This is a genomic window from Neorhizobium sp. P12A, assembly GCF_008365395.1.
In the GTDB taxonomy this organism is placed as follows: domain Bacteria; phylum Pseudomonadota; class Alphaproteobacteria; order Rhizobiales; family Rhizobiaceae; genus Rhizobium.
Window position 1 is genome coordinate 27,238 of sequence record NZ_QOVX01000026.1, and the last position, 21,729, is coordinate 48,966.

Below are 21,729 nucleotides of genomic sequence, written 5' to 3' on the forward strand. Positions count from 1 at the left end.
GCCCTCATGCGTGCCAGCAGCGGCGGCCGCCTTTCCTGCCAGCCTGCCAGAAGGTCAAACGGTCCAGCCCGTCATACCCCGTCACTTGCCAGCCGCTCGCAGATCTTGGTGCTTTGTCGTCTCGTCATCCGAAAACCAGCTTTGTTGGCCTAGCCATCTGCAACGTTTCCATCGCATCAGCGCCGATGCGGAACTTTCGCGATGACGCTCTGCCGAAGCAAACCCACGAGGTGAAACGAGCCGGTTATCAAAATCCACGAGCTTGATTCCACGGCCTGCTTGAAGGCGTGTTCCAATGCCTCGAGAGGATCGGCCGTCACTTCGCTCTGCATGCCGAAACCAATCGCCAGCTGCTGAAGCGTCTCGGGATCGTGGAACCGGCCGACAGAACCCGGCAAGGTGAAAATAGCCGAATGGCGCTGCATCACCTCGATGAAGCCAGGGCCATCCTTGTCGGCGGCAAGCGATACGACGGATACGCAAGGACCGCGCAAGTCTTCTTGGGCGGCAAGGTCATCCAACACGGCCCGCAGGTTAAATGGCACATGCGCCCCGTCAAGAATAACAGGGACATCATGATCCGTCCCATCCTCGGACGGAATTTTGACGTCAAATCGCTCCAGCCTGCCCGGCAACCTGGCCTTGCCACGTGTGTTCTCATCCAGTAGCCAAGCACCGAGCGGCATCTGACCGGTGGACGGAGATCGGGCACGAAAATCGTGCGCGCCCAGCAGACCGAGCGCGAGGCCGGCCATTGCGGCATTCCGGTCCTCGATCGTTGCTTCGCGGGACAAAACGGGGCGGAAGACCTGGCAACCCAGTACGCTGGCTCGCTCTTCCACAACCCGGCCAGCTTCGTCCTCCGGAGCAAGCGACGTGACGACAAGCTTTCCCGGCTTGATGATCCCGGCTTTTTCCCGTGCAATCGCTGCCCGGGAATTCCCGAGGACTTCGGTGTGCTCCAATTCGATATTGGTGATGATCGCAATCTCACCCGTAACGACATTCGTCGAGTCCAACCGCCCGCCAAGCCCGGTCTCGATCACCGCCCATTCGACGTCAGCAGTCCTGAAAATGATGAGTGCTGCGGCCGTGAGGACATCGAACCAGGTCGCCGCCTGTGCCGCCGTTCCCTCTTGGGTCGCATCCCTGAAGGCCGCGAGACAGTCCTGAAGAGCGTCCGCGAGAACGTCGTCGTCGACGGCGGTACCGTTCAAGCTTATCCGCTCAGAGATATGTTCCACATGCGGCGATGCATAACGGCCAACCCGATATCCGGCCGTTTCCAATGCGGCGGCAAGGAGAGAACAGGTCGAGCCCTTCCCTTTCGTACCCGCGACTTGGATCGAACGAAAAGCCTGCTGAGGATCGCCAAGCCGCCTGACGAGATCGCTTATTGGTTCAAGCCCGACACGCATCGCGTCGCGTGACTTCTGCTCCCAGTTGGTCAGGCGATCGAGCTCGGCAAGGGCGGCTGAAAGTTTGCTGTGTTGGGTCATAATGGTATCCGCAACCTATCGGAACGTTCGGCCGGCGCATTGCCGCGCAGGCCGGTAAGCCGAACCTGATCGAAGTACAGCAGGCCCGGCAAGCTGTTTCATGGCCAATGTTTCAGATGTAGTCACTCAAGTTCGGTTGGCATCCTATCTGTAATATTAGCCGCCGGGATTCGATGCCGCATGTCCTGCTATCCCAACGTGGACGCGACGACGTCTTCGAGGCGGCGGCCTTCGTTTTCGCAGAGCTGCTGCATCTGGAGGGCGGTGGGATCAGGGAAGATATGAGTTTCGCCATCGGCGATGCCCTTGATAATGTTCGCGGCGACGTGGTCGGGGCTGGCTTTCGCGAGCGGAATGTCCTTTGCCATCTCAGTGGCCACCGGGCCGGGATAGACACCGATCACATCGATTCCCGATTTCTTCAGCGTCATGCGGAGCGCCTGCGTCAGCGAGTGCAGCGCTGCTTTCGACGCAGCGTAGGCAGAAAGCGGCGGGGTGGCGACGAGACCGGAAAGGCTGACGACGTTGACGATCGTACCCGAACCCCTGGAAAGCAGTGCAGGCGTGAACGCGCGAATGACACGCAGCGTATCGTGGAAATTCGTCCGCATGTCGGCGTCAAGTTCGTCGAGCGGCTTGGTGATAAAGTCTGTCACTCCAAGAGTGGCTGCATTGTTGACGAGGATATCGACGTCTCCTGCTATAGCGGCAGCCTGCTCGACGGAGGCCTGGTCGGTGAGGTCAAGCTGCAGCGGGACGGCGCGCGTGTCGCCGAAATCTGGTAGCGAGGCGATCCTGCGCGCCGCGGCGTAGATCTTCGCAACGTCGGCTTTCAGCAATTCCTTGACGATTGCCAGGCGATGCCACGGTTTGCTCCGGACATTAGGACAACTTTGTTCTTGACTGACATGGCTTGCCTTTCGGGCTTCCGTGGAACGGGGGTGCTGAATGATCTCGGCGCAGTCGGCCAGCCGGAGCCGGGGACAATGCCCGGTGAGCGGCGGGGCAGGAATTCTCGACGTTCTATTGCTCCAGCATGATCCGCACTGCCTCGTTCAGGAGATTGGGAATTGGCTCGACTGACGTTCCCGTCAGCGTCATGCGTCCATCGAGATTGATGATGGAAATCTTCTGCCCGCCGGCGTGGCTTGTCAGATTGCCCGATGAGGCGTTGACCAGCCTGAAGGCGTCGTGACCGGTGCTGAAAGGGTCTTTTCCATAATTGTTGACGGATATGTCAGTCGCCGCCGCAGAGGCTCTGAGCTGCCTGATGACATCGGCGGGCTGTTGCTCGCGCACGAAAGCGGCGCGCATCTGTTCCGCTTACCATGCATTTAGACTGCCCTTTGCACCACCGGATGCCGCAAGCAGGCTTGCAAAGCCTTGAGAATATTTCGTTTTCGAGAGGATTCCGCGTCGACCGGCGCTCTAGCCAAAAGGCTCGACAAGCGGAAGGGCGAGCGGTGAGTAGGCGTTCTTGTAGAGCTTTGTTCCAAAAGTGCGAATGACGGCGTTGCGAACGAGCGACGAGGCGTTTCTCAGGCTGTCGCGGCGCCTCGCCTGTTGCTGAACCCAGGCTATCCTTTGGGCTCGGCGTTCTTGGAATCGCCTTGCGATCACTTGGGAATAGGGTCGCGAGGCGATGATATCGGCCAGCACCACGGCATCCTCCAGAGCCATTCCGGCGCCTTGCGCCATGCTGGGGGAACTGGCATGGGCGGCATCACCAATAAGGACGAGGTTGGGCAGGTTCGACCAGGTCGCCGGAACCTCTTTCAGGAGCATGCTCTCAATGGATGTCGTCTGGGGAAGGTCCCTGACAATCGAACCCACGGGTCCCTTGAAGTCGACAAAAATCGCCTTCATTGCAAACACGCTATCGTCCGTGAACAGATGGGCACGGCAATCGCCGTATATGTAGAGCCCGGAAGGGCCTATCGGGATGCCGAGCAGGGTCCGGCTCCGGCCGAGAGCCGCCGTCCATGCCTTGATATCCCGCGTGTTCTCAGTGACGAGCCGCCAGCAGACGATATCAAGCGATACGGGGCGGCTTTGCGTGATGAAGCGCCGCAGCGCCGAACCCGTACCGTCAGCCGCGATGACCAGGTCGTAATTCAGGCTGTTGCCATCGGAGAAGCGGACCGCGGCATGGGAATCGGAAAACGTCACGTCCTCTATGCGCCGGTCAAATCCGACGCTCTTGCTTTCGAGCGATTGATAGAGAACATTGACGAGGTCCTTGCGGGCCAGTGCCAGGCATGGCCCGCTTTCACCCCAGACATCCCGCGTCGATACCTCGTTCAACAGCCATCCGCCCTGCGAGAAAATCCGCTGCTGGAGGATCTGGCTTGCGAAGGGCGTGATCCGCTCAAGCAGCCCGAGTTCGCTCAGGGCCCGCGTGGCATTTCCAAGAAGGAAGATCCCAGCGCCGCCCTTCGGAAGTTCGGGGCGTGTTTCGATGATATCGAAGCTGATTCTCTTTAACTGCAGCGCTCTGGCAGTGGCCAAACCTGCTATACCCGCTCCGACGATAAGCACTCGCATCGATTGATTTCCTTGTCCGTTCCACAGTGCCCCGGCGCGTGCCGGGCCACGCAATTCAAGGGACAGCCTTCACGCGGCAAGCGCGCCGAGGCAGGGTCGTCATGCATGTCAGCGTGCCCTGTCGGAAGGGTTTCAATGTTCCACGCATCGTCCTCACGAACCGACATCATGAACGCCTCGAAAGGACTGTGGCTCCATCCGGTGGCCAGGATGTAATGCTTTCCGCGAACCGATCGATACTTTCCGCTGAGCTTGACGGGTTCAAAGAACGTTGCCACGGGTTGGGGCGTACAGAGCCTGGTCAACATCGCTAAGTCCGACTCATTGAAATTGAAAAGTTCGAACGGCATTGGAGACATGGCGAGCCCCCCCATGTTCACTGGCGCTCCCGACGACATCGATCATTATCGGACCGGTAAGGCTTGCCATGCTGTCACCATCACTTGGCAGGAAGGCATCGAGATAGACGAGGGATACGATTTTTCAGGTATCGCGTCGGCAACGGCGGTGATGATCATGCCGCCGTAAGAGTGGCCGCAGAGGAGCACATCGGTCAGTTGTTCAAACTTGATAAGATTGAGGACATCCTGAATGTGCGTCGAGAGGTTGATGGAGGAGCTTATCAGGTGGCTCCGTTCTCCGAGACCGGTCCGCGTCGGCATATAGACTTGGTGACCTTCGGCGCGGAGCAGGGAAGCGCATCTTTCCCAAATCCAGCCACCACACCATGCACCATGCACAAGTACAAAATTAGCCATGTGGATATCCTCATTGGCTGGCGAAGGATCGCGGATCCGATCCTTCCACCGGCGGCGATTCAAGCAATTCAGACGATGGGAGCCAGGATGAAGTCGAATGCCGAGCGCCACTCACCTCGCCTGCCTGCAGGCTCGAGCGTCGCCACGAGGGACTTCTTGACGCCGAAAACCGTGTCGGATTTCAGGTAGGGGTCGCCGCTGAAAAATGTGTGGGTTATCAGCTTCTGGAAGCCCGATGCCCGGATCATGAAATGCATGTGCGCCGGGCGATAGGGATCGCGTCCGATCGCCGCAAGCATGCGGCCGACCGGGCCGTCCTCGGGGACCGGATAGGGAACCGGCCTTATGCCCTTGAAGCTGTATTTGCCGTCCGGGCCCGTAACGAAGACACCCCTGTTGTTCCATTTCGGCTGAATGCCGGGCTGCTGGACGTCATAGTAACCGTCGGCATTGTCGGACCACACGTCGATATGGGCATCCGCAATCGGACTGCCATCGATGCTCAGCACATGACCTTCGAAAAGACAGGGGTCTCCCTTGCCATCCAGGCAAATGTTGGAGCCCATCTCCAGCACCGGGGCGCACTCTATGTGGAAGGGTCCGAACACAGTTGTCTCGGTGGCCCCGGCCGGGCGGTGATTGTTGATCGCATCCACGAGCATCGACAGTCCGAGCGTGTCGGAGAGAAGAATGAACTCCTGCCGCTGGGGCGAGCTCATTTGTCCGACCTCGGTCAGGAATTCTATCGCAACGTCCCACTCATCCTGCGTCAACCCGACCTCGCGAGCAAAACCGTGCAGGTGGCCGACGAGGCTAGCCATCAAAAGAGCCAGTCGCGGATTGATCGCTTTGCCCATCCGGGCGTTTACAACTTCCGCGGACCTGTCCGGCGTATAGTATCCAATCGAATCACTGCTGTTTCGTGTATCCATGACAACCATTCCGTTGAAATCCAAAGAGAAGAAGACCGTGCGTGTCCTGTTCGGACGGTTTCTGCCGGAGGAGCGCTACAGCTGGATTTCAGGCATGATGCGATTGGCTACATCTGTAATGTTCACGCGACTGGCATCGTTCGTGAGGTAACGGCCTCCGAACAGGCATGGCCATCTGCGCTGGGAATCGGTTCGATCTCCCGGCAGTTGCCGGACGGCGGTCCGGCATTCCTTGGATGCTGCCGCCGTTGATCGCCGGCCATCTCAAGAGCTAGCCGATGAGCGAGATCGCGGCCTCGAGGGCATGCGCCATGGCACTGTGGGCCTCGTCGCCATCGGGCATGGCGCGTGCGATCTCGATTGCCCCGACCATCAGGGCAACGATGTTCCAGGCGCGGCGCTCGCGGGTCCCCTCGGGGCCGCCGAGAACCGCCGTGATCTTCTCGATCAGGTCCATCATCGTGAGCTTATAGGTTTCCTGAACTGCCGGGCTGGCGCGTGCGACGTCGGCGCTCAGCGTCGGCATGACGCAGCCGATGGCGGGGTTCTCCCGGTGATAGGCGCTGATATATTCATTGAGCCATTGCTTGAGAGCCGCCCTGCGTTCCGCCACGCTTCCGGTGGAATCAACGAATGGCTTTCCCAGAAAAGCCTCGATGACGCCCTCCAGGAGCGACTCCTTGTTCGAAAAGTTCGAATAGAACGCACCGGACGTCACGCCGGCAGCGGCGGCGAGGCCGTCGACACCGATGCCGTTGAATCCGTTCACTCTGAGGGCCTGCGCTCCAGCGCGCAGAATTGCTTCCTTGGCCTTTGCCTTTTGGTCGGGCGGGTATCGCATTTCAAATCTCCAAATATTTCGCCGGTCAGGGTCTTGCATCATAGCATCACGTTCGTTATATAACGATCGTTATCATAAACCGCCAGTGCCTAATCGCTGATCCCGCAATTCAATCGAAAGGAATAAAATCATGAGCTTCGAAACCGCACCGACAAAGACAATCGAAGTCAACGGAACGTCGTTCGCCTACCGTGAAGCCGGCGAGAAGAGCGGCGTTCCCGTTATCTTCCTTCATCACCTGACAGCAGTGCTCGACGACTGGGATCCGCGGGTCGTGGATGGCTTCGCGGCCAAGCATCACGTCATCGCATTTGACAACCGCGGTGTCGGCGCATCGGGTGGCGCAACACCTGCCACAGTCGAGGAAATGGCCCGCGATGCGGTTGCCTTCATCCGCGCCCTCGGCTTGAGCAAGGTCGATCTGCTGGGCTTCTCGCTCGGCGGGTTCGTGGCTCAGGCCATCGTCCAGGAGCAGCCTGATCTCGTCCGCAAGCTGATCATCGCCGGCTCGGGTCCAGCAGGCGGCGAAGGCATCTCGAATATGGGCGCCGTCCTGCAGGATGCACTTGCCAAGGCTGGCGCCGCAGGCAAACACCCCAAGAACTTCCTGTTCTTCTCGCAGACCGGCAACGGTCAGGCCGCAGCCAATGCCTTCCTCGCCCGTCTGAACGAGCGCAAGAATGACCGCGATGCCGCCATCAGCAATGCCACGATCGGCGCTCAGCTGACCGCCATTCATGCCTGGGGACAGGCAGAGCCGTCCAAGCTGAGCGCGATCCATCACCCCGTGCTCGTCGTCAACGGCGACGATGACGTGATGGCACCGACCATCAATTCGTTCGAGCTGGCGCGCCTGCTCCCGAATGCCCAGCTCAGCATTTTCCCGGATGCCGGCCATGGCGGTATTTTCCAGTACCACGACGTATTCGTTCAGCAGGCTCTCGATTTCCTGCGCTGAAAACCTCGGCGAGTCGGGCTATCGGCCACCACGCTCCCACGCCCCGAAACTGAAAGAGGCAGACGTCACCGGCGTCTGCCTCTTGGCGCGCTACAAGCCGGCGTATCCAGAGGCGACCAAAAATTTGTCTTGATCTTTCAAAGTGTAATCGCAAGCTCTGCTTGAAAATCCGCCTTCTTGGACCGGGTCCTGGATCGACATCTAGCTGCCACTGAAGTCCGGCAGATATTGAATTTTTTCTTAACTTTTAATACGGGCTACACAACTTCGTTGAATGGTCGCCGCGGTGAGGCGTGCCACGAATTACGCTCGTTTTATGTTACTCAGCCGGCATCGAACCGATTTCCCATCAGGGCGAAGAGTTGGGTTATGTGCTAGAAGGGGAAATCACGCTGACCGTCGACGGCAAGACCTATCAGGTCCCGGTCGGAGCATCGTTTCATTTTCGCTCCAAGGAGGCCCATGGCTTTCGCAACCTGACACAGCATCCGGCGAAAATTCTTTGGGTCAGCACCCCGCCTACATTCTAGGCGCTCTTAGCCCGGCAGTGATGCCGGCTAAATAGCACTGCCCTCCCCGCAAACTGGTCAGAGCGAGACCGCCAACCCGCGCATGAACTTCTCACACGCATCCTGCAGGTTCGAAAGATCATACCCGCCTTCCTGAACCAGCAGGATTGGCATGTCGAGTGCGTCGAAGAGGTGTCCAAGCGTCTCGAGAGCGTTCGCTGAAACCGAGAGCCCGCGAGCCGGATCTGTTGCAAGCGCGTCGAAGCCCAGGGAGACGACGAGTACGGCAGGATCGTGCCCCAGCAGACCTGCAAGGCAGGTCCTAACGCCTTCGAACAAAGCGGCGTCTCCCGCCTGTGCGGGCAATGGCACGTTTAAAATGCCATTCGGCGCCAAAGGCCCGCCGGTTTCGTCTTCATAGCCGGTGAAATGCGGATAATAGGCTTCCGGGCTTCGATGCACGGACGCGAAGAAGACATCAGGATCGTCCCAGAAGACTTGCTGGGTTCCGTTTCCGTGATGAACATCGACATCAATGACCGCGACCCGGCCGAAATGCCGGGCAAGGAAGCGTGCGGCGATCGCCGCATTGTTGAGATAGGTGGCCCCACCGCCGAAGTCGGGACCGGCGTGATGTCCTGATGGCCGGCAGAGCGCATAGGCCCGGCGCTCGCCCTCCTTGATCAGAGCGGCTGCCGTCAGCGCCGTCTGTGCCGCCTAATAGGCGGCGCTCCAGGTTCCCTCGCCGACAGGGGTGATCTGATCGCGAAGATGGAAGCCGGACTTTGCGATCGGCGACCAGTCGGCGCGGTAGGTTTCCGGTCTCCTATCGAACGCTGCCGGCACCACGCGCCCGGTGAGGCCGTGTGACGCTGCCAGTCGCGATAAGCCGTTGCCAAAAATACGAGATAGGCCTTGGAGTGTACCGCCGCCAGTGGCGATGTGCCATGGTCATCTACGCCGACGACGTCGTGGCCCAGCGAATGGATGGCGCGCAGCAGCGCATCCAGCCTTTCCGGAACATCGCGCCTTGGACGGGCAAGCCCGTTCTCGACGACGTCGCCCGGAATATGGGCCCGATGCCTGTCGGTGTAGACCACCTTCATCCTATGAAGGACCTATTCCGCCAAGGCAGACATATTTGATGTCGAGGTATTCGGCGATCCCGTATTTCGACCCTTCGCGCCTGAGACCTGATTGCTTGACCCCACCGAAGGGAGCCGCCTCGCTGCCGATCAGACCGGTGTTGATGCCGATCATTCCGGATTCCAGGGCCTCCGCGACCCGCCAGATGCGAGTGTAATCGCGCGTGAAGACGTAGGATGCCAGGCCATATTCCGTGTCGTTGGCCATCGCGATCACCTCGGCTTCGGTGCTGAAGGCAATCAGCGGCGCGAGCGGCGCAAACGTCTCCTCCCTGGCAACCTTCATGCGCTGCGTCACGCCGGTCATCACAGTCGGCTCGAAGAAATTGCCGCCGAGCTGGCTCTTGCGCCCGCCCATGATCACCTTCGCTCCCTTGGATATGGCGTCGGCAATATGCTCCTCGATTTTTGCCACGGCCTTCTGATCGATGAGCGGCCCCTGGCTTGTCTCGGGATCGCCGCCATCGCCCAGTCTGAGCTCGGCTACGCGTTTTGAAAGCGCCGCTGCGAAGTCTGCGTATATCCCGTCCTGGACATACAGCCGGTTGGCACAGACGCAGGTCTGCCCGGCATTCCGGAACTTCGATGCAATCGCGCCTTCGACGGCAGTGTCGATATCGGCATCGTCGAAAACGATGAACGGGGCGTTGCCGCCAAGCTCCAGCGACAGCCGCTTGATCTGCGGCGTCCCGCGCTCCATGAGCCAGCGCCCGACCTCCGTCGATCCTGTGAAGCTGACCTTGGCGATCTTGGGGTTGGTGCAGAACTCCTCGCCGATCGCCTGCGCGGGGCCAGTCACGACAGAGAACAACCCATCGGGGATACCGGCTTCCTGTGCGAGAAACGCGAGCGCCAGGGCCGAAAGCGGCGTCTGGGAGGCGGGTTTCAACACCATGCTGCAACCGGCGGCAAGGGCGGGACCGGCTTTTCTGGTGATCATGCCGTTCGGGAAATTCCACGGCGTGATCGCAGCGCAGGTGCCGACCGGCTGCTTCAGCACCATCAGCCGCTGGTCGCCTGATGGCGCCGGGATGATATCCCCATCGACCCGCTTCGCCTCTTCGGCGAACCATTCGATATAGCGGGCGTTGGCGAGGATTTCGCCGCGCGCCTCGGCCAAGGGCTTGCCCTGCTCGCGCGTCAGGATGACGGCGAGATCCTCGCAATTCGCAATGATGAGATCGTACCAGCGGTTTAGCACCGCCGACCGCTCGCGGGCAGGCCTGCCCAGGCTTTTTGCGTGTCGTTGGCAACGTCGGTTGCCGACCGCACCGCCTCAATCCCGAGGCTCGGCAGATCGACAATCGGTGACCCGTCGAATGGGTCGGTCACGGTGATGCGTGAGGAAGATGGAGCCTCGACCCATGTGCCGCCTACGAAGGCGCGATCACGCAACAGGTCAGGGTTCCGGAGATTGAGGTCTCGGAATATCGTCATCGTGAATGTTTCCTTGTGTCAGGCGGGAATGAGAACAGCGTCCTTGCTGTCCCAGCCGAGTGAAAGCGATTGCGACGGCTTGATATCGATGCTGGTGCCCGCATTCGGCACCTTCGCCACCAGCATGGATGAGTCGGCGAGCTTGACGTGGATGCGCTTGTGATCGCCGAGATAGATGACCTCCTCGACCGTGCCTCCGAACCGGTTGAGGCCGCCCGCCTCTTGCTCAATGCGGATCCGCTCCGGACGCACCGAGACAATGACGCGCTGCCGGTCGGCGAATGCCGTATCGCTGCGAACGACCATGCGGTGCCCCGTATCGGTGTGGACAGCATATTCATTGCCGTCCCGCCCCGAGATTTCTCCGGTCAGCCGGTTGTTCTCACCGATGAAGCCGGCGACGAAATGCGTGGCGGGATGCTCGTACAATTCGCTGGGCGGCGCCAGCTGTTCGATCTTTCCGGCGTTGAAGACGGCCACGCGATCCGACATGGTCAGGGCCTCTGACTGGTCATGGGTTACATACACGACCGTGATCCCCAGCCGCTCGTGAAGGTGCTTGATCTCGAGCTGCAGGTGTTCGCGGAGGTTCTTGTCGAGCGCGCCGAGCGGCTCATCCATCAACACCACGTCGGGTTCGAAGACGATCGCCCGGGCAAGCGCGATGCGCTGCTGCTGCCCACCGGAAAGCTGCGAGGGCTTCCTGTCGGCGAACGCCTGCATCTGCACGACGTCGAGGATTTTTCGAACCCGCTCATTCCGCTCCGCCTTGCCGATCTTGCGGATGCGCAAGGGATAGTCGAGGTTTTCGCCGACCGTCATATGCGGAAACAGCGCATAGTTCTGGAAGACCATGCCGATGTTACGGCGATGCGGCGCAACGGAGCCCAGCGAGCGCCCGGCAATGCGGATGTGGCCGGCGCTCGGCGCCTCGAAGCCTGCAAGCATCATCAGGCTCGTCGTCTTGCCGGAGCCGGATGGCCCCAGCATGGTCAGGAATTCCCCCTGCGCGATGGCGAGATTGAGATTGTCGACGACAAGGTTGCGACCGTCATAGCTCTTGTCTACATTGGTGAATTCTACATATTGCGATGTGGACATAGCGGTTCCCCTTTGTTGTCTGCTTATGCCGCCGCGTGGATTGGAGGACGTCTCCGGCTCCACGGCAAAGCCTCCTCAAGCTGACCGGCCAGCTGAAACAGCGTGCCTTCGTCGTTGAAGCGTCCGGTAAACTGGGTGCCGACAGGCAGACCACCTGGCGTCCAGTAGAGTGGCACGCTCATCGACGGCAGGCCTGCCATGTTGGCGAATGTCGTGAAGGACAGAAACTGCAGAAAGCGCTCCATCACTTCCTCGCCGCCGTGCGTCGCGGCGTCGAAATGGCCGAGTGCGGGAGGTGGCGAGCCGAGCGTCGGCGTCAGCCAGAGATCGAAACCTCCAAGGAAATTCGCGATGTCGCGTCCGATGCCGTGGAACCAGTTGAGATCGATAAGGTAGTCAGCCGCCGTTATCTTTGCGCCAACGCCGAAGAGATACTGGTTGAAGGGCTCGACGTCGGAAACCAGGCTGTCAGGCTTCACGCCCCGGCCGCGAGCGAGCGCCGTGATCGCACGGGTCGCCGTCATCGCCCAGAACCGCTTGTAGTATTTGCGGTAGGTTTCGCCGTCGATTTGCGGCGCCGCCTCGATGACCTCGTGCCCCAGGCTTTCGCACAGTCTGGCAGCTTCAAGCGTCGCTTGCACGCATTCGGGATCGACGAATGTGCCGAGCAGCGAGCCGGTCGAATAGGCGATCCGCAACTTGCGGGGTTTCCCCCTCAACACCGACAGGTAGGACTGCTCAGGCGTTGGCGCCGTATAGGGATCGCCGGGCATCGAGCCCCGTGTGGCATCTAGAAGAGCCGCGCTGTCGCGAACGGTCAGCGACAGGACATGTTCGTTGACGATGCCGCCGGTGCTGTCACCAAGGTCCGGGCCCATGGTGATGCGGCCGCGCGAAGGCTTGAGGCCGAAGACGCCGCAGCAGGACGCCGGAATCCGGATCGAACCGGCACCATCACCCCCATGCGCAGCCGGCACGATCCCGGCTGCGACGGCAGCGCCCGCGCCGCCGCTAGAACCGCCACTGGAGCGCGTCTCGTCCCAGGGATTGCGTGTCGGGCCGAACAATTTCGGTTCCGTCGTACCGAGAGTTCCGAACTCGCAAAGATTGGTTTTCCCGAACGTGCTCAATCCGGCGCGCCGATAGCGCTTCATGAGTTCGCTGTCGTGATCGGGAACGAAGTCTTTCGTCAGCGCGGAAGCCCTGGTCGTCGGAACACCCGCCATATGGCAATAGAGGTCCTTCACCAGAAAAGGCGCACCGGCAAACGCGCTGTCTTTCGTGGCAGCACGCGCCTCGGTCCTTGCTTCGTCATGAAGCGACCTGATGATCGCGTTCAGCCGGGGGTTCACTTTCTCGGCGCGGGCGATTGCGCCCTGAAGCAGTTCCTCGGCGCTCGCCTCCCCTGCCTTGACCAGCCCAGCCTGGCCAACAAGGTCGAATCCGGAAAAATCGTTCATGACGGCTATCACCTCCCCAGTTGAGAAAGAGCGTCGTCAAGTGCCGCGGCGATGCCGGCGACGAGCTGATCGACCTCATTCTCCGTCATGACGAAGGGCGGGCAGATGGAGATCACATCCCCCATGTTGCGGATCATCACGCCATGGGCGCGGCAGCGCCGCTCGACGAGTGCGCCAACCTTGAGGGCGGGATCGAACGGCATTCGCGTCGCCTTGTCGGCCACGAGTTCGACACCGGCGAGGAAGCCAGCACCGCGGATTTCGCCGACCATTTCATGGCCTGCAAGGGAGGTCTCAAGCGCGCCGAACAGGCGCCTGCCGAGAGCCTGGGCGCGAGCGGGAATATCCATCTCGCGATAGGTGCGCAGGACCTCGGCGGCGACCGCTGCCGTAACCGGATGACCGGAATAGGTGAAGCCATGCCCGAAGACGCCGATCCGGTCAGCTTCGTCGGCAATCGTCTGGTAGAGATCGTCGCTGATCACCGCGGCGGCGATCGGCATATATCCTGAAGACAGACCCTTGGCGATCGACATCATATCGGGAACGAAGCCATAGGCCTGCGATCCGAACCAATGTCCGCTGCGCCCGAAGCCGCAGACGACCTCGTCGGAAAGCAGCAGGATATCGTGCCTTGTAAGAACTTCGCGGACACGCTGGAAATAGCCGGCTGGTGGCGTCACGACCCCGCCGGCCCCCATGATCGGCTCGGCGATCATCGCTGCGATCGTATCGGCACCTTCCGCCTCAATGAGACTTTCGAGATCGGCAATCAGTCTGTTGCAATAGGCTTCCTCATCCTCGCCGGCCTCGGCGTTACGATAGAAGTGCGGCTTTTCGGCATAAATCACATTCAATCCCGGAAGATTGAAGCTCTCATGCATGTGGGGAAGTCCGCTAAGCGCCGCGCCCATGACGGTGCTGCCGTGAAAGGCGCCCTTGCGGCTGATGATCTTGCGTTTTGCCGGCTTGCCGCGGGCAACGTTGTAATACCAGGCGAACTTGACCATCGTGTCATTCGCCTCCGAACCCGAATTGACAAGAAACACCTTGCTGCCGGGGATCGGCGAGAGTTCGGCGACCTGCTCGGCGACGTCGGCGCAAGGATCGTTCGAGCGATGATTGAAGGTATGATAGGTGGCAAGCTTCTTCATCTGGGCGGCAGCAACATCCGCCAGCCGCTCGTTTTCGAACCCCAGCGACGCGCACCAGAGACCACCCATTCCCTCTAGGTAGCGATTGCCCACTTCGTCGATGACGTAGCAGCCTTCACCCTTGGTGATCATCAGTGGACCATCGACTTCCTGACGGCGCGGATTGGTCTGGGAATGGAAATGGTGCGTCATGTCACGCGACCTCAGCGAATTCAGCAAAGGGAGCCCTCCGATTTGTCTTTGTAATTTATAACTTATAAGTTATCAGAAGATTGCTGCAAGTGAATTTGCGTGCGGCGCTCGATTTTTACGGCGCGGGCGGGATGGCCGTCCGGATTACAAGATATAAGTATTTGGCGGCAGCACGGCTTTTCGGTATGGCTGCAAGGAAGACCAGGAGAATTTGATGACCGTCATGGAAATGCAACCGGGCGAAATTGGCAGTCTGTCCGCCCGGATCTACAACAAGGTCCGCCAAGGGCTGATCGTAGGCAACTTTGCTCCCGGCGAACGGCTGCTGATGCAGGATCTTGCCGAACAGCTCGGAACCAGCGTCACCCCGGTTCGCGAGGCCTGCCTCCGGCTTGTCAGCGAACAGGCGCTGGAGCTGCGTTCCGGAAGATTTGTCAGCGTTCCCGGTCTCAGCCGTTCAAGATATGTCCAGATCAAGCTGATCCGCATGGCGCTTGAGGGGCTGGCGGCTGAACTGGCGGCCGAGAATGTGACGAACCCAGAGATCGACCAACTGGCCGGCTTCCATTCCGCCTTCGTGGCAAGCGAAAAGGCCGGTGATTTCGGCGCGGCGCGGGCGGCAAACAGATCGTTTCACTTCGGTGTTTACCGGCTATCGAAAATGCCGATGCTCATCGGGCAGATCGAAAGCATGTGGGTCTCAATGGGACCAATCCTCAACGTCTACTACCGCGAGATCCCGCACGAGTATGTCGGAGCCGAGGAGCACAACCATATTCTGGATGCACTCCGATCCGGTAACAAGGCGAAGGCACGCGAAGGTGTCGAGAACGACATCAAGCGCGCCGCGACGAGCCTTCTCCGATATTTCGAGGAACGGGATCTGGCGTAGCTCCCGCCGGGTATGTGGTCAGCCGCCTGAGATGTCTGCGACCCGTGGCGTTCGCAAGCCGGCAGTCTCGCCTCCGTCGACAGTGATGACAGTGCCGTTGACGTAGCTCGAATGGTTCGAGAGCAGCCAGGCGACGACGTCAGCCACTTCCTCCGGCGTGCCGAAGCGATTGGCGGGGATGCGCAGCTCCAGCTGCTTTTTCCGGAGCGGATCTGCGATGATCTTTTCCATCATCCGCGTGGCGATCTGGCCTGGGCAGACCGCGTTGAAACGCACTTCCTCGCCGAACTCAAGCGCCAGAGCCTCCGTCATGCCGATGACCGCAGCCTTGGACGCACAATAAACGGCCAGCCCCTCCTCGCCGGTTTTCCCGGCGATGCTGGCGATGTTCACGACCGAGCCCCTGCCCTTGCGCAGGCCATCCAGAGCATGACGCGTGAACAGGAAAGCGCTGCGTGCATTGACGGCGAGCACCTCATCCCAGTCCGCCTGGGTGGCGGATGCAAAGGATATCCGCTTCGACATCCCGGCATTGTTGACGAGACCCGACAGGCGTCCCTCGCCGAGTTCGAGAGCGTGTTCGACGACCTTCCTGCAGTCGTTCTCCAGACTGACATCTCCGGCGATGAAGCTGATGTTTGCGTGACTGGCTGCAAGCTCCGCGCCCGCGCCCGCATCCCTGCCGGTCGCCAGCACCTTCTTCCCTGCTGCCGCAAGCGTCTCCACGCAGGCTCGTCCTATTCCGTGCGTGGAACCCGTGACGATGATCATACAGTTTTCTCCAATTATCTGGCCGGCGCTCTGTTGGCCGCAGCTTGCCTTTGAACGAGAGCCCCGCCGCCCATCAGGACGATCGAGATGATGACGAGCAGCGTCGACATTGCAAGGATCGACGGATCGATATTATCCCTCAAGCCATCGAACATCTGCCGCGGCAGCGTTCGCTGGCCTGGCCCGCTGATGAACAATGCCACAACCACCTCGTCGAAGGAAAAGACGAAAGCGAAAAGTGCACCCGAGACGACACCCGGCGCGATCAGCGGCAGGGTGACGGTTCGAAAGGCGTGAATTGGTGATGCACCGAGGCTGGCTGCGGCGCGCACCAGGTTGGTGTCGAAGTTTTTCAGCGTTGCCGTCACCGTGATCACCACGAAAGGAACCCCGAGGACGGCATGGGCAAGGATCAGCCCCTGAAGCGAAGCGACCAGCCCGAGCTTGGCAAAGAAGAAATACATGCCGACGCCGCTGATAACGACGGGAACGATCATCGGCGAGATCACCACGGCCAATATTGTCGAGCGCGCGGGAAGATGCCCCCTTGTCAGGCCGAGTGCTGCAAGCGTTCCGATGACGGTCGCCACAGCGGTAGCGCCGAGGCCGATGATGAGGCTGTTCAGCAGGGCGTTCATCCACGGCTGCGGCTGCAGGATCTTCTCATACCACTGCAGGGAAAAACCCGGCAGCGGATAGGACAGGAAGCTCGCCGAACTGAAGGAGAGCGGAATGATCGCGAAGGTCGGCCCGATCAGAAAGACCATCATGAGCAGGCAAAAGGTGATCTGGACGCGTCTGATGTTGGAAGGCATCGCTCACTCCATTCCCATGATGCGGTCTATGCCGACGATCCGGCCAACGATAGCGTAAAGCGCCAAGATGCAGCTCAGAAGCAGGACGCCGAGCGCTGCAGACATGCCCCAGTTGATCGTCGTGTTGGCGTAGAATGCGATGAAATAGCTCAACATCTGGTCGGACGCACCGCCGACCAGCGTCGGGGTGACATAGTATCCAGCCGAGATGATGAAGGTCAGAAGGCAGCCGGCACCCACCCCCGGAAGTGTCAGAGGCAGGTAGACCCGCAGGAAAGTGGTCACCGGGCCTGCTCCAAGCGACAGGGAGGCTTTGACATAGGACGGCGATATCCCCTTCATGACGCTGATCAACGGCAGGACCATGAAGGGCAGCAGGATATGCACCATGGCGATGTATAAGCCTGTTCTGTTGAAGATGAGTTCCAACGGTGCATCCGTCAGGCCAACAGCCTGAAGCGCCCGGTTGACGATGCCTTCCTTCTGAAGGATGACGATCCAGGCGCTGGTTCTGACCAGCAGCGAGGTCCAGAACGGCAGAAGCACGCAGGCCAGCATGATCGCCGAGAAACGACCGCCGATGGAGACGATCGCGTTGGCGATCGGATAGGCTAGAAGGACGCAGATCAAGGTCACACAGGCGCTGATCGTCAATGTCCGCAGCAAGGTCGATATGAAGAGGCGTTCATCGGCCGGCGCGACCGTCACGCCTCCGTCCTCGCCCGGGCGCAGATCGACTGCCGACAACAGATAGAAGGCGGTCAGCGGAGAGGCATTGCGCTTGATCACTCTCCAATAGGATGGGTCGCTCCATTGTGCATCGATCGAGACGAGTTGCTGCTCGGCAGGCTGGACCGGAGCGTTGCGCACAGTGCGGACGGTCTTGGCGAGCAGGCTGCGGAAGCCGGTGATTTCATAGTTCATCCGCCGCCCGGCTTCGGCAAGCACGTTCGGCGCGACGTCAGACTTGATGTCCGCCACCAGCGAGTCATAGGCGGAAGACGGGAGAGCTGAATGGCCATCCCATGTTTCAAGCGCGACCAGCGTCTTCGGAAGCGCGTTGCGGACTTCCGGATTGTTGATGGCGTAAAAAAGCATCGTTGCAAGCGGCAGGACGAAAGCGAAGACAATGAACGCGACAAGCGGACCGATCAGGGCGATCGAAATGATGGTCTGTCTTCGCTTGTCGGCACGAAAACCTGCTGCCAGCGCGGAGATCCGCGCCGGGCGGGCAACGGCAGCCCCGGAGGGCTGCCGCATTGGGAGGTCGGATGTCATTGCGCGCGCCATGTGGCAAACCTCGCCTCGAGCGCTTCGCCATTGTCGGCCCAGAACTCGGTGTTCAGACCGACCGCCGATGCCAGGTTGGCCTCCGTGGTCGGAAGATCCTTGGCCAGTTCCGGCTTGATGGTGCGGATCGCCTTCAGGTTGGTAACGCCATAGGCAATCGATTCAGGAAAGACCGACTGGGCAGCCTCGGAAGCGGCAAAGGCAATGAACTTCTCGGCATTCGCCTTGTTCGGCGAACCTTTGACGATGCCCCAATAGTCGATCCCGTAGACTTGGCCATTCCATATCAGGGCAAAGTTCTTGCCCGTGGCGTTGGCCGCCGACACCCGGCCGTTGAAGGTCGCCGTCGCCGCGACGTCACCGGCTGCCAGAAGCTCAAGCGATTCCGCCCCCGATGTCCACCAGATGATATCAGGCTTGATCTGGTCGAGCTTTGCAAAGGCCCTGTCCTGTCCGGGTTTGGTGGCAAGGACCTTGTAGACATCACCGGGTTGGACGCCGTCTGCGAGAAGCGCGATCTCCAGCGTCATCTTCGCAGTCTGGCGGAAGCCGCGTTTGCCCGGCCACGTCTTGGTATCCCAGAAATCAGCCCAGGTCGCCGGCCCGTTCGACAGCTTCGATTTGTCGTAGCTCGGCACCATCGACCAGACGAATGCGCCGACACCGCATTCGTTATAGGCTTCGGTAATGAAGTCCTCCTTCTTGCCGACCTTGCTCCAGTCGAGCGGCTCGAACAGTCCCTCGGCGCAGCCTGACAGCAACGTGTTCTGCTCGACCTGCATGACGTCCCAGGAGACGCCGCCGCTGGAGACCATGGCACGGACCTTGGCCATCTGGCCCGAGTAGGAATCTTCGGTCAGCGCGACACCCGATGCCTTCGCAAAGGGTTCGAAAAATGCCTTCCGCTCGGCATCCTGCAGGACGCCACCGGCGCCGACGACCGTCAGCTTGCCGGCGTCGGCCGCCCAGACCGTTGCCGCCACGAGGGTAGCGGCAACGGCGATGCCGCTGAATAGGTTTCGCTTCTTCATCTTGTGCCTCCTCCGTTTCTCGGCCTTATTGAGCGACCCAGCGATTGAAGCGCTGCTGGATTTCCTCCTCATGATCCACCCAGAACGGTGTGCTGAGCGCCAGAGCGCCGGCCATGTTCTGCTCGGCCGTCGGAAGCTGAGGCGCGATCTCTGCCGAGATATCCGCGGTCGCTTTCGCATTGGTCACGCCGTAGACGATCTTCTCGGCAAAGGCCTTTTGCGGCGCCGGGCTGGTCATGTAATTGACGAGGTCGAAGGCCTTTTCGGTGTTCCCGCCTTTCGGGATGGCCCAGAAGTCCATTGCGTAAAGCTGGTTCGTCCAGGACATCTTGAAGTTCTTGCCCTCATGATTGGCGGCAATGACGCGTCCGTTATAGGTGGACGTCATGACGACTTCGCCGGAGGCCAGCCATTCGGTCGGCTGCGCGCCGCTTTCCCACCACTGGATGTAGGGCTTGATCTCGTCGAGCTTGGCGAAGGCCCGGTCCTGCCCTTCCTTCGTGGCGAGCACCTTGTAGATCTCCTCCGGCTTGACGCCGTCGGCGAGCAGCCCGATTTCGAGCGTCATGCGCGCCTGCTTGCGAAGTCCCCGCTTGCCCGGCCATTTCTTCACGTCCCAGAAATCGGCCCACGAGGTCACGCCGGATGTCTTGTCGCCGTCATAGGCCAGGATCTCAGACCAGACGAAGGCACCCACGCCGCAATCGGACTTTGCCGGTGCGATGATGTCGGCGGCGTTGGGCAAGGTCTTCCAATCGAAGGGCTCGAGCAGGCCCTGGTCGCAGGCCAGGATCATTTCGTTCTCGTCCATCTGCACGACGTCCCAGGTCGTGGTGCCCGTTTCGACCATTGCCTTCACCTTGGCGATTCCGCCGGTGTAGGACTCTTCCAGAAGCTTGGCGCCGGCCTTCTTTTCGTAAGGCTTGAAGAGCGTTTCGCGCATCGCATCCTGCGTTGCTCCGCCGAAGCCCACGACCGTCAGGTCCCTGGCAAGCGCCGGAGTAGCAGCCGCGATGGAAGCGACCGTAGCCATCATTGCAATAAACCGAGTTCTCATTTTGGTTCCCCTTTTTTCGAGAGCAGGTTAGATTGTTAGGCAGCGACCGACCTCGCGAGGTCGGCCATCGTGGTGTCGATGAGTTCGAGCGTGTCGTTGAGCACGCTCTTGTCATGACTGAGAGAGAGGTAGAGACGCTTGAGCTGCAGCGGCTGGAAGATCTGACGGCCTGCGATCAGCGCGCGCCGGAAGCGCATGTCGAGCTCATTGTCGTTACGCAGCAGGTCGGCATAGTCCTTGAACTCGCCGTCGAAGAAATAGACGAGCCATACCGATCCGAAGCCGGCCGCCTGCGCCTTCAGACCATGACGGGCGATGATCCCGTCGATCTCCCCGCGCAGATAATCTCCAAGCTCGAAGAGGCGCTCGTAGACACCAGGCCTGGAGAGTTCCTGGACCGTCGCCTTCACGGCGGCCATCGAAGACGGAGTGCCGTTGAAGGTCCCGCCCATGAAGACGGCGCCCTCGCCGGTGCGTCCTACGCGCTCCATGATATCGCGCCGTCCAGCAACAAGGCCGATCGGGTAACCGCTCGTCGCCGCCTTGCCGAAGGTCGCAAGATCGGGCGTGATCCCGACGATCGACTGATAGCCGCCGAGCGCGTGACGGAAGCCGGTGATGACTTCGTCGAAGATCAGGATGACGCCGTTATCGGTCGCGATCCTTCTGAGATCGCGGAGGAACTGGTCGCGGCCGATGACCGCTCCCATGTTGTGGGCGATCGGTTCGACGATGATGGCGGCGACTTCGCCGGGATTGGCCTTGATGTAGTCCTCGACGGCCGTGGCATCGTTGTAGGGCAATATCTTCGTGTAGCGTGCCGCATCGAAAAGGATGCCGTCCGACATCGGATCGAAGGAACCGAGCATCTGGCGGCTGGACTGGCCGTTCATCGCCACATAGTCGTGCCAGCCGTGATATCCGCCCTGGAACTTGATGATCTGCTCTCGCCCGGTATAGGCGCGGGCAAGGCGGAGGGCGTGATAGGTTGCTTCCGATCCGCTGCTGCAGAAAGCCACCTGGTCGGCACAGGGGATCGCCTTGACGAGAAGTTCGGCGACCTCGACCTCCAGTTCGAGCACGCCGGCGCCGACAAGATCGAGATTTTCCCCGACTTCGTTGATCGCTGCGGCGATGGCAGGATGGCGATGGCCAAGGACATTGGCCCCGAATGCACAATGGTAGTCCGTATAGCGGGCGCCATCTGCGTCGTAGAGATAGGGCCCGGCGGCACGCGAAAAGGCAATCGGCGATCCCAAGCGACGGCTGGGGCTGAGCAGCCCACCCGGAATGACGGCTTCGGCGCGGCTGGCGATGGCTTCGTTCTTCGTGGTCACGGTCTG

At 60.4% G+C, this 21,729-nt stretch carries 20 protein-coding genes and 1 pseudogene; 2 read left to right on the plus strand and 19 right to left on the minus strand.

Features of this window, described 5'->3' with window-relative positions:
• Positions 1 to 176: 176 nt before the first annotated feature.
• The 7 genes from DTW90_RS33275 to DTW90_RS33305 all read right to left on the minus strand — a co-directional run bounded on the left by DTW90_RS33275 (position 177) and on the right by DTW90_RS33305 (position 6,574).
• A complete protein-coding gene (locus DTW90_RS33275) occupies positions 177 to 1,499 on the minus strand; it encodes a Mur ligase family protein (RefSeq protein ID WP_149344051.1) in 1,323 nt (440 codons plus the stop codon).
• Positions 1,500 to 1,687: 188 nt separating this feature from the next.
• Positions 1,688 to 2,512 (minus strand): SDR family NAD(P)-dependent oxidoreductase, encoded by an 825-nt coding sequence (locus tag DTW90_RS33280; protein ID WP_348642681.1) that lies wholly within the window; start codon positions 2,510 to 2,512, stop codon positions 1,688 to 1,690.
• A 10-nt stretch (positions 2,513 to 2,522) separates the two neighbouring features.
• A complete protein-coding gene (locus tag DTW90_RS33285) occupies positions 2,523 to 2,813 on the minus strand; it encodes a hypothetical protein (protein WP_149344053.1) in 291 nt (96 codons plus the stop codon).
• Between the two features lie 114 nt (positions 2,814 to 2,927).
• A complete protein-coding gene (locus tag DTW90_RS33290) occupies positions 2,928 to 4,043 on the minus strand; it encodes an FAD-dependent monooxygenase (protein ID WP_149344055.1) in 1,116 nt (371 codons plus the stop codon).
• A 404-nt stretch (positions 4,044 to 4,447) separates the two neighbouring features.
• Entirely contained in the window at positions 4,448 to 4,801 is a 354-nt protein-coding gene (locus DTW90_RS33295) for an alpha/beta hydrolase (RefSeq protein WP_210251451.1), read from the minus strand.
• A 68-nt stretch (positions 4,802 to 4,869) separates the two neighbouring features.
• Entirely contained in the window at positions 4,870 to 5,733 is an 864-nt protein-coding gene (locus tag DTW90_RS33300; protein ID WP_149344056.1) for a dioxygenase, read from the minus strand.
• A gap of 271 nt (positions 5,734 to 6,004) precedes the next feature.
• Positions 6,005 to 6,574 carry a TetR/AcrR family transcriptional regulator gene (locus DTW90_RS33305; protein WP_188080141.1) on the minus strand — a complete coding sequence of 190 codons (570 nt, stop codon included), beginning with the start codon at positions 6,572 to 6,574 and terminating at the stop codon, positions 6,005 to 6,007.
• Positions 6,575 to 6,704: 130 nt separating this feature from the next.
• On the opposite strand from DTW90_RS33305, the gene DTW90_RS33310 reads away from it, so the two are divergent.
• Positions 6,705 to 7,532 (plus strand): alpha/beta hydrolase, encoded by an 828-nt coding sequence (locus DTW90_RS33310; RefSeq protein ID WP_149344060.1) that lies wholly within the window; start codon positions 6,705 to 6,707, stop codon positions 7,530 to 7,532.
• Positions 7,533 to 8,119: 587 nt separating this feature from the next.
• On the opposite strand, the gene DTW90_RS37895 is transcribed toward DTW90_RS33310, so the two are convergent.
• From DTW90_RS37895 to DTW90_RS33340, 6 genes and pseudogenes are all read right to left on the minus strand, one after another.
• Entirely contained in the window at positions 8,120 to 8,743 is a 624-nt protein-coding gene (locus DTW90_RS37895; RefSeq protein WP_348642682.1) for a hypothetical protein, read from the minus strand.
• Positions 8,740 to 9,147 carry a hypothetical protein gene (locus DTW90_RS37900; protein WP_246665149.1) on the minus strand — a complete coding sequence of 136 codons (408 nt, stop codon included), beginning with the start codon at positions 9,145 to 9,147 and terminating at the stop codon, positions 8,740 to 8,742. The genes DTW90_RS37895 and DTW90_RS37900 overlap by 4 nt, the downstream gene beginning before the upstream one ends.
• A 1-nt stretch (position 9,148) precedes the next feature.
• Positions 9,149 to 10,623 (minus strand): annotated as a pseudogene (locus DTW90_RS33325) (NAD-dependent succinate-semialdehyde dehydrogenase).
• 18 nt (positions 10,624 to 10,641) lie between these two features.
• Positions 10,642 to 11,724: an ABC transporter ATP-binding protein gene (locus tag DTW90_RS33330; RefSeq protein WP_149344064.1), complete on the minus strand. Its 1,083-nt coding sequence runs from the start codon at positions 11,722 to 11,724 to the stop codon at positions 10,642 to 10,644.
• Between the two features lie 23 nt (positions 11,725 to 11,747).
• Positions 11,748 to 13,184, minus strand: a complete 1,437-nt coding sequence (locus tag DTW90_RS33335) for an amidase (protein ID WP_149344065.1) — start codon at positions 13,182 to 13,184, stop codon at positions 11,748 to 11,750.
• Between the two features lie 8 nt (positions 13,185 to 13,192).
• A complete protein-coding gene (locus DTW90_RS33340) occupies positions 13,193 to 14,557 on the minus strand; it encodes an aminotransferase (protein WP_149344067.1) in 1,365 nt (454 codons plus the stop codon).
• A 187-nt stretch (positions 14,558 to 14,744) separates the two neighbouring features.
• Between DTW90_RS33340 and DTW90_RS33345 the strand changes: the two genes are divergently transcribed.
• Positions 14,745 to 15,422 (plus strand): GntR family transcriptional regulator, encoded by a 678-nt coding sequence (locus DTW90_RS33345; protein ID WP_149344069.1) that lies wholly within the window; start codon positions 14,745 to 14,747, stop codon positions 15,420 to 15,422.
• A gap of 18 nt (positions 15,423 to 15,440) precedes the next feature.
• On the opposite strand, the gene DTW90_RS33350 is transcribed toward DTW90_RS33345, so the two are convergent.
• Genes DTW90_RS33350 through DTW90_RS33375 form a run of 6 tightly spaced genes read right to left on the minus strand, consistent with a single transcriptional unit; the run spans position 15,441 to position 21,723 of the window.
• Positions 15,441 to 16,193: an SDR family oxidoreductase gene (locus tag DTW90_RS33350; RefSeq protein ID WP_149344071.1), complete on the minus strand. Its 753-nt coding sequence runs from the start codon at positions 16,191 to 16,193 to the stop codon at positions 15,441 to 15,443.
• Between the two features lie 14 nt (positions 16,194 to 16,207).
• Entirely contained in the window at positions 16,208 to 17,008 is an 801-nt protein-coding gene (locus DTW90_RS33355; RefSeq protein WP_116494690.1) for an ABC transporter permease, read from the minus strand.
• Between the two features lie 3 nt (positions 17,009 to 17,011).
• Positions 17,012 to 18,286 (minus strand): ABC transporter permease, encoded by a 1,275-nt coding sequence (locus DTW90_RS33360; RefSeq protein ID WP_246665151.1) that lies wholly within the window; start codon positions 18,284 to 18,286, stop codon positions 17,012 to 17,014.
• Positions 18,283 to 19,329 (minus strand): ABC transporter substrate-binding protein, encoded by a 1,047-nt coding sequence (locus tag DTW90_RS33365; RefSeq protein WP_149344075.1) that lies wholly within the window; start codon positions 19,327 to 19,329, stop codon positions 18,283 to 18,285. The genes DTW90_RS33360 and DTW90_RS33365 overlap by 4 nt, the downstream gene beginning before the upstream one ends.
• 25 nt (positions 19,330 to 19,354) lie before the next feature.
• Positions 19,355 to 20,386: an ABC transporter substrate-binding protein gene (locus DTW90_RS33370; protein WP_149344077.1), complete on the minus strand. Its 1,032-nt coding sequence runs from the start codon at positions 20,384 to 20,386 to the stop codon at positions 19,355 to 19,357.
• A gap of 35 nt (positions 20,387 to 20,421) precedes the next feature.
• Positions 20,422 to 21,723 carry an aspartate aminotransferase family protein gene (locus DTW90_RS33375; RefSeq protein ID WP_149344079.1) on the minus strand — a complete coding sequence of 434 codons (1,302 nt, stop codon included), beginning with the start codon at positions 21,721 to 21,723 and terminating at the stop codon, positions 20,422 to 20,424.
• Between the last annotated feature and the right edge of the window lie 6 nt (positions 21,724 to 21,729).

What these genes read in the sequence shown, in the direction of transcription:
- DTW90_RS33275 (WP_149344051.1), bottom strand. Translation starts at nt 1,499, where the DNA reads ATGACCCAACACAGCAAACTTTCAGCCGCCCTTGCCGAGCTCGATCGC.
- DTW90_RS33285 (WP_149344053.1), bottom strand. Translation starts at nt 2,813, where the DNA reads ATGCGCGCCGCTTTCGTGCGCGAGCAACAGCCCGCCGATGTCATCAGG.
- DTW90_RS33290 (WP_149344055.1), bottom strand. Translation starts at nt 4,043, where the DNA reads ATGCGAGTGCTTATCGTCGGAGCGGGTATAGCAGGTTTGGCCACTGCC.
- DTW90_RS33295 (WP_210251451.1), bottom strand. Translation starts at nt 4,801, where the DNA reads ATGGCTAATTTTGTACTTGTGCATGGTGCATGGTGTGGTGGCTGGATT.
- DTW90_RS33300 (WP_149344056.1), bottom strand. Translation starts at nt 5,733, where the DNA reads ATGGATACACGAAACAGCAGTGATTCGATTGGATACTATACGCCGGAC.
- DTW90_RS33305 (WP_188080141.1), bottom strand. Translation starts at nt 6,574, where the DNA reads ATGCGATACCCGCCCGACCAAAAGGCAAAGGCCAAGGAAGCAATTCTG.
- DTW90_RS33310 (WP_149344060.1), top strand. Translation starts at nt 6,705, where the DNA reads ATGAGCTTCGAAACCGCACCGACAAAGACAATCGAAGTCAACGGAACG.
- DTW90_RS37900 (WP_246665149.1), bottom strand. Translation starts at nt 9,147, where the DNA reads ATGAAGGTGGTCTACACCGACAGGCATCGGGCCCATATTCCGGGCGAC.
- DTW90_RS33330 (WP_149344064.1), bottom strand. Translation starts at nt 11,724, where the DNA reads ATGTCCACATCGCAATATGTAGAATTCACCAATGTAGACAAGAGCTAT.
- DTW90_RS33335 (WP_149344065.1), bottom strand. Translation starts at nt 13,184, where the DNA reads ATGAACGATTTTTCCGGATTCGACCTTGTTGGCCAGGCTGGGCTGGTC.
- DTW90_RS33345 (WP_149344069.1), top strand. Translation starts at nt 14,745, where the DNA reads ATGACCGTCATGGAAATGCAACCGGGCGAAATTGGCAGTCTGTCCGCC.
- DTW90_RS33350 (WP_149344071.1), bottom strand. Translation starts at nt 16,193, where the DNA reads ATGATCATCGTCACGGGTTCCACGCACGGAATAGGACGAGCCTGCGTG.
- DTW90_RS33355 (WP_116494690.1), bottom strand. Translation starts at nt 17,008, where the DNA reads ATGCCTTCCAACATCAGACGCGTCCAGATCACCTTTTGCCTGCTCATG.
- DTW90_RS33360 (WP_246665151.1), bottom strand. Translation starts at nt 18,286, where the DNA reads ATGACATCCGACCTCCCAATGCGGCAGCCCTCCGGGGCTGCCGTTGCC.
- DTW90_RS33365 (WP_149344075.1), bottom strand. Translation starts at nt 19,329, where the DNA reads ATGAAGAAGCGAAACCTATTCAGCGGCATCGCCGTTGCCGCTACCCTC.
- DTW90_RS33370 (WP_149344077.1), bottom strand. Translation starts at nt 20,386, where the DNA reads ATGAGAACTCGGTTTATTGCAATGATGGCTACGGTCGCTTCCATCGCG.